At 59.7% G+C, this 5752-nt stretch carries 10 protein-coding genes; 5 read left to right on the forward strand and 5 right to left on the reverse strand.

What is annotated here, in order from left to right; translation table 11 throughout:
• The first annotated feature begins 357 nt into the window (after positions 1-357).
• A complete protein-coding gene (locus tag ACZ9HU_RS22205; RefSeq protein ID WP_021243411.1) occupies positions 358-660 on the forward strand; it encodes a type II toxin-antitoxin system HigB family toxin in 303 nt (100 codons plus the stop codon).
• Between the two features lie 11 nt (positions 661-671).
• Positions 672-1037, forward strand: a complete 366-nt coding sequence (locus tag ACZ9HU_RS22210; RefSeq protein WP_021226794.1) for a helix-turn-helix domain-containing protein — start codon at positions 672-674, stop codon at positions 1035-1037.
• 1 nt (position 1038) lies between these two features.
• On the opposite strand, the gene ACZ9HU_RS22215 is transcribed toward ACZ9HU_RS22210, so the two are convergent.
• Positions 1039-1482 carry a hypothetical protein gene (locus ACZ9HU_RS22215; protein ID WP_031290458.1) on the reverse strand — a complete coding sequence of 148 codons (444 nt, stop codon included), beginning with the start codon at positions 1480-1482 and terminating at the stop codon, positions 1039-1041.
• Positions 1475-1750, reverse strand: a complete 276-nt coding sequence (locus tag ACZ9HU_RS22220) for a hypothetical protein (protein ID WP_021243413.1) — start codon at positions 1748-1750, stop codon at positions 1475-1477. Before ACZ9HU_RS22220 ends, ACZ9HU_RS22215 begins: the two co-directional genes overlap by 8 nt.
• 168 nt (positions 1751-1918) lie before the next feature.
• On the opposite strand from ACZ9HU_RS22220, the gene mobQ reads away from it, so the two are divergent.
• The 3 genes from mobQ to ACZ9HU_RS22235 all read left to right on the forward strand — a co-directional run bounded on the left by mobQ (position 1919) and on the right by ACZ9HU_RS22235 (position 3846).
• On the forward strand, positions 1919-3130 hold the full coding sequence (mobQ, locus tag ACZ9HU_RS22225; protein ID WP_059153723.1) for a MobQ family relaxase: 1212 nt from the start codon (positions 1919-1921) through the stop codon (positions 3128-3130).
• A gap of 2 nt (positions 3131-3132) precedes the next feature.
• Positions 3133-3336, forward strand: coding sequence for a hypothetical protein (locus ACZ9HU_RS22230; RefSeq protein ID WP_175312629.1), 204 nt, complete (start codon positions 3133-3135; stop codon positions 3334-3336).
• A gap of 180 nt (positions 3337-3516) precedes the next feature.
• A complete protein-coding gene (locus ACZ9HU_RS22235) occupies positions 3517-3846 on the forward strand; it encodes an SMR family transporter (protein WP_126053693.1) in 330 nt (109 codons plus the stop codon).
• Between the two features lie 123 nt (positions 3847-3969).
• On the opposite strand, the gene ACZ9HU_RS22240 is transcribed toward ACZ9HU_RS22235, so the two are convergent.
• From ACZ9HU_RS22240 to ACZ9HU_RS22250, 3 genes are read right to left on the reverse strand one after another with little or no spacing between them, the layout of a single operon-like run.
• A complete protein-coding gene (locus ACZ9HU_RS22240) occupies positions 3970-4248 on the reverse strand; it encodes a hypothetical protein (protein WP_021243410.1) in 279 nt (92 codons plus the stop codon).
• A gap of 3 nt (positions 4249-4251) precedes the next feature.
• Positions 4252-4650 carry a hypothetical protein gene (locus ACZ9HU_RS22245; RefSeq protein WP_081659620.1) on the reverse strand — a complete coding sequence of 133 codons (399 nt, stop codon included), beginning with the start codon at positions 4648-4650 and terminating at the stop codon, positions 4252-4254.
• 35 nt (positions 4651-4685) lie between these two features.
• Entirely contained in the window at positions 4686-5345 is a 660-nt protein-coding gene (locus ACZ9HU_RS22250) for a helix-turn-helix domain-containing protein (protein ID WP_081659621.1), read from the reverse strand.
• Positions 5346-5752: the final 407 nt, after the last annotated feature.

Raw genomic sequence — 5752 nt, forward strand, 5'->3', positions numbered from 1 at the left:
TAGCGCTATCCAAAAGCTGGCGACGGCGAGGCATGGATAACTCGCTAATCAGACCGCCTGCGGCGGAAATGATGAGTGCCGCTAGTCGCGGCACACGCTAGGCATAGGCGGGTAGGAATCCGCACCCCTTCCACGTTGCGCAATGCTGCAAGGTCCCAATTGGCTATCAGGGGGTACAGGAGGCGATTTCCCGCCCGTAGAGCGTAGGGAGCGGTTGGAGGAAGGTCTGTGCGATCCAAGGGCTTGGCGTGCCCTAACGGGCACCAAAAGGGAAACCGGACTGATGCCAGTTTCTACAGCTTCCCAATATGGGAATTAAGGGTTGTTTCCCATATTGGGAAATGGCATAGCCTGCTGATGAGGATCATCGCCCGCAAAAACATCGTAGCCTATTTCACGACGCATCCTCTGACCCGTGCGTCACTGACACATTGGCTAGAGGTTGCAGAAAATGCGGACTGGTCTTCGACAATCGAAGTCATGGCCGATTTTTCAAAAGCAAAAACGGTGGCGGCGGAACGGGTTAGATTTGAAGTGGCGGGCGGAGATCATAGAATGATTGTTGCGTTCCATTTTCGGCGAGGGATCGCTTTCATAAAGTTTATTGGGACACATGCTGAATATGACCGCATCGACGCCGCGACCGTCGATCAGTTTTGAAGGACAGGCAAATGGATATCAGACCTATCAGGAATGATGACGACCATCGGGCGGCGGTCGATGAAATCCGCGCGCTCTGGAGCGCGGAAGCGGGCAGCGCGGACGAGGATCGTCTCGATGTGCTGGCAACCCTGGTCGATGAATATGAGCGGAAGCGGTGGCCGGTCGACAAGCTGGACCCGGTGGAAGCGATTGAAGCGGCCATGGAGGCGGAAGGGCGCACCCGCGCCGATCTGGCGTCCCTGATCGGGCAATCGCGCGCGACCGAGGTTCTGGCCCGCAAGCGGGGGCTGACCCTCCACATGATCCGCAAAATCGAACGGGCATGGCATGTCCCTGCATCGATCCTTGTCCGCGAATATCAATTATCGCGCTAAATCAGGGCTGCTGCTCGTAGAGGGGCACCCATTTTCCTTTGCACGTCTGGGCTTTGGCGTCCCATTTGGCGGTGCATCCGTATAGCTGGCGCTCGATCTTGGGTTCCTGCGCCCAGCGATAGGCGAGGGCCGCGGCGAAGATCAGTCCCAGCCCGATGAGGGCGGTGGTGATCCATTCCTTCAGGCGATCCCACCAGACCCCTGCGCTGACCCGCTGAAGCTCCCCAGCGGCCCGGTGGAGGGCACTGACCCCCACGCCTGCCTGTGCGGTCCATTCGGCGCGCTGGCGGGCGTCCTGTTCGATCTTCTGGGCCAGTGCGGCGACCTGCTGGGCGACCCCTTCGGCCCCGGCCTTGCGCATGGCGTCGAGCAGGGTGCGATAGTCTGCGCCGGGATCGGAGGGAGGGGGAGCATCAAACTCGGCAGGGTCGAAGGGATCAGGCATCGGCGGGGCCACCCTTGAAGGTCCAGCCCTCGAACGCCTTCCGGTCCTGATCGCGGCTGATCCGGCTCATCAGGTCATTGAGGTGGGATTCCCATGCGGGGTCTTTCATGGCGGCATCGAGGAGCAGACCGCCGAGGATGATCTTGCGGCGGGCATCGGCCTTGCGGTTCAGGGTAACGGCGCGGGCTTCCAATGCCTGCAACCGGGCCTTGGCCTGCTGGACCTTGCGACGGGCGGTTTCGATAGCCTCTGGCGTTGGAGCAGCCATGGTCAATCCTTTCGCTGTGCGATACTGATAGCACCGGACCCGACCGAGCGAAAGAGAGGAAGGGCGCACTTATGCAAACTTGCGTTTGCGTGCGTCAGGGGATACCCCTGAACCCCAGCGGGCTGTCGCCCGCGCCATGCTCCCGCATGGCAAGGTAAGGGCGCGGCGATGGCGAGCTTCCATCTTGCGGTAAAGACGATAGGCCGTTCCGCCGGTCGCAGCGCGACGGCAGCGGCAGCCTATCGTGCGGGTGTCGAAATCACGGATGAGCGCACCGGCCTCGTCCATGATTACACCCGCAAGCAGGGCGTCGAACATAACGCCCTTGTCGTGCCCGCCGACGCCCCGGCGTGGGCCAGTGACCGGGCCCTGCTCTGGAACGCCGCCGAACAGGCAGAGACGCGCAAGAACTCGACCGTCGCCCGCGAATATGAAATCGCGCTGCCCGCCGAGTTGTCGGCCGAGGCGCGGCGCGAGCTTGCGCTGGGCCTCGCACGGGAGATCAGCGAGCGGCATGGGGTGGCGGTGGACGTGGCGATCCACGCACCAGGTCGCGAGGGCGACCATCGCAACCACCACGCCCATCTGCTGACGACGACGCGGCGGATCGGCCCGGAAGGGCTGGGCGCGAAGACCCGCGAACTGGACCAGAAGACGAGCGGGGAGGTCGAGCGCTGGCGTGGCCGGTGGGCCGAGATGCAGAATGCGGCGCTGGAACGGGCGAACGTCCCGGAGCGGGTGGACCATCGCAGCCACCAGCGGCGCGGAATCGAGCAGGAGGCGACCGTGCATATGGGGCCGAGCGCGACGGCGATGGAACGCCGTGCCGAGCATCAGGCCATGCGGGAGGGGCGGGCCTATGAGCCAGTAACGATGGTGGGCCAGCACAACGCCGGCGTCATCGAGCAACGGGGCCTGCGCCAGTATATAGAGCGGGGGACCGAGTGGCTGCGCGATGCAGGGCAGCGGATATCGGGCAGGCTGCATGCGTTCGCGGCCACCTTGAGCGGCGCGGTCGATCGCGATCGGCGCGATGCAGCCGAGGCGCAGCGTCAGGAGCGGCTTGTCGCCGAGCGCACCCGTGAGCAGGCACAGGAACGCCAGCAGGTGCAGGACCGTGAGAAAGTGGCGGAGAAGTTCAGGACCATTGCCGGGAAGCGCGAGGCGGGCGGCCATGGCTATGGCGACCATAATAGCGACTGGAAGGCGACCCCGGAGGCGCTCCGCAAGGCGGTGGATGCCTATAACGGAGCGAACCAGCACACCAAGGATCTCTACATCGAGCGGATCCAGCGCGAACCCCAGATGGCGCGCGCGGTGGGCCAGTTGCTCCATGAGCGCGAGCTGGTCCTGCAACGTGATCGTGGCATGAGCCGATGAGGATGACGGAAAACCCTGAAATCGGGGTTTTCGTGCATATTCCCAATCCGGCAGGGTTTTTCGTGCAGCCAGATCGCGGCGGCGGCGCGGTCGTGAGTGTGCCGGTCAGCCATGCGCGGATTCATGTGTTTGTCGTCAGGCAGAAGCTGACGGTCAGCCGTCGACCATTTTTAGACGCTCTGAAGGCAGCAAGCGCGATCCGATAGCTGACGTGACAGTTCCAGATAAAGACGCTATCGGGATCATGCCGAGAATAGAGTAGCAGGGTGGTGTCTCCTGCGCCCGCAAATCGCGGGTTCTTCCCTGCCACGGCGTCAACCTGACCCTGTCGGGAGGACGCCTTGTGATAACAGGGCCGTGCCTTCCGACGAGAAACCGGAGCGCACATGAATTACGTTCTTCTCGCGGTAGCGATCATATCCGAAGTGATCGGAACCACGTTCATGAAACAAAGCGAAGGCTTTACGAAGCTGGTCCCCAGCTTGCTTACTGCACTTGCATATGTAGTCGCGTTTTATTGCCTATCGCTAACTTTGAAAACTATCCCAACTGGCGTTGCCTACGCCATTTGGTCGGGCTGCGGTATTGTGCTGATCGCAGCAGTAGCATGGATAATTCAGGGCCAGAAGCTCGACGTTCCAGCAATGGCTGGAATGGGATTGATCGTTGCCGGTGTCATCGTAATGAACGCGTTTTCAAAGACCGCTGCACACTAAACCAGAAAGCGGATCGTCTGTTTCATATGGTAAATCGCTGGAACCGGACGTTCCGCTTTCCACCCATCCAAGCCATCTTCTGTCACCGGAAACCAGGTGAATTGCGACGGGTTCCATTAAGGATCAGCGCCCTTCATCTCTTGCGCGGACGATGGCGCTAAATTCGGAAATTGCCTGCTGCACGTTGCCGTCATCGCACACGTTAAGCGAGTGGTGGACTGAAACGGCCTGATCGGTTCGCATTTCCAGCCAAGTAATCCGGGCTGTGTTCGGCGCGGGATGGGTCTGCTCTAGCGCGATCTGTTCACTATATCCCGCGATCACATCGTTGATGGCCTCCAGCGCGACCTCATAGCCAATGGCCTGCTTTTGGGACCATAAAGGGCCGGTTGGAGCATCCATGGTTTATTCCTCGCCGCTAGGGCTGTCGCCCTGGCGGCTGAACAGGCGCGACCAGAAACCGCGCTGTGGAATAGGTTGAGGGGCCGCGCGCTGATCGGTCAGGGCAAGCCGTTGCGCCTGTTCTCGCCAAGCGTTCCGTTCTTCACGTAGTTCCGCAACCTGCTCACGCAACATCCTGTTTTCAGCCTGTAAACCGGGGGTGTCACTACCTGTTATATCGGGCTGTAAAGGTTGCTGCACCTCATTTACAGGGGGCCATACGCGGAACAGTTCGACAGGCTCAATACGCCACTCGCCATTATCTGACTTTTGGCCGGAAACGCGTCCTGTCTTGATTGCTTTCATGAGCGTTTGGCGGGTGACACCGACCTTTTCCGACGCTTCTCTTAGGGTGATACCCATAGTGTCACTCGCTGTTAAGTTTGCCTGTATGGTATCTATATATCGGTTGCATCGTCATCGGGCGATGTATCGGATGCACGGAGCTTGTTACCTAGGCCAGTAACTAGCTGGGAGAATTCCTCCTGCATCGCTGGGTCAGGTTCCGGCTGTTGGGTGGCAGGCAAGTCTGGTTCCATTCCCGGTAGTGATGGTTCAGACGGGGGAGGAAGGCCGGGACCGCTTGGCAACTGGCGCTCCCCCGGAAACAGGTTAGGCAGGCGATGGAGCGCCGGTTGCGCGCCTAGCTCTTCACGATCCGGTTGTTCATCGTCTGCGATCAACACAGCCGCCGAAAATAGGCTGTAGCGGATGCCATCACGCTTGCCGGTCCATGCCACCCGGTCATTGATGACGTAGGCGCAGGCTGTCCCGGTTGGACCGATCTGGCGGACTTCGATCCACCCCTGTTCGCGGAGTATGGACAAAGCCCGCTTGAGGGTCGGGAGTGAGCAATGCGCTGCCTTTGCCAATGTCGTTTGGCTGGCCACAATGGCATTATGCCGTCCCATTTGAGCTACCAGCACATGAAGCACCGATGAAGCACGGGGATTGGCGATAGCCAGTTGCGCCCATCTCTCATGAGCAGCGCGATCAGTCTGCACCCATGTACCGCCCGGCGGGGTAGTCAAACCTAGTTGCTTTGACTTTTGCGACATTGGCACTCCCTAGTCCCACAGGCAGATAAATTTTGTCAGTCGTGAGCTAGGGGTAGCTCACCCATGAATGAATTTTGAAAGCGATTGAACAAAATCGAAAATGTCTATACCGCGAACCATGATCTAATTCCAGTCAAAAACTTTCGGATTTTATCCGAACCTAGCTCATGGCTGGTGAGCTAGGGGTAGCTCATAGCTGGTGAGCTACCCCCCCCTCATAAGATACTGATTAGCAATGTCTTTTTCTCTCTGCCTTCTATGATCTTATGATTATCCCCTGAAAGGGGGCTGCGAGTTATCCATGCCTCGCCATAGCGCTATCCAAAAGCTGGCGACGGCGAGGCATGGATAACTCGCTAATCAGACCGCCTGCGGCGGAAATGATGAGTGCCGCTAGTCGCGGCACA

This window comes from Novosphingobium sp. Sphag1I, from assembly GCF_056279125.1.

Coding starts and splice junctions, on each gene's coding strand:
- ACZ9HU_RS22245 (WP_081659620.1), bottom strand. CDS start 4,650: ATGGGTATCACCCTAAGAGAAGCGTCGGAAAAGGTCGGTGTCACCCGC.
- ACZ9HU_RS22215 (WP_031290458.1), bottom strand. CDS start 1,482: ATGCCTGATCCCTTCGACCCTGCCGAGTTTGATGCTCCCCCTCCCTCC.
- ACZ9HU_RS22230 (WP_175312629.1), top strand. CDS start 3,133: ATGACGGAAAACCCTGAAATCGGGGTTTTCGTGCATATTCCCAATCCG.
- ACZ9HU_RS22240 (WP_021243410.1), bottom strand. CDS start 4,248: ATGGATGCTCCAACCGGCCCTTTATGGTCCCAAAAGCAGGCCATTGGC.
- ACZ9HU_RS22205 (WP_021243411.1), top strand. CDS start 358: ATGAGGATCATCGCCCGCAAAAACATCGTAGCCTATTTCACGACGCAT.
- mobQ (WP_059153723.1), top strand. CDS start 1,919: ATGGCGAGCTTCCATCTTGCGGTAAAGACGATAGGCCGTTCCGCCGGT.
- ACZ9HU_RS22235 (WP_126053693.1), top strand. CDS start 3,517: ATGAATTACGTTCTTCTCGCGGTAGCGATCATATCCGAAGTGATCGGA.
- ACZ9HU_RS22220 (WP_021243413.1), bottom strand. CDS start 1,750: ATGGCTGCTCCAACGCCAGAGGCTATCGAAACCGCCCGTCGCAAGGTC.
- ACZ9HU_RS22210 (WP_021226794.1), top strand. CDS start 672: ATGGATATCAGACCTATCAGGAATGATGACGACCATCGGGCGGCGGTC.
- ACZ9HU_RS22250 (WP_081659621.1), bottom strand. CDS start 5,345: ATGTCGCAAAAGTCAAAGCAACTAGGTTTGACTACCCCGCCGGGCGGT.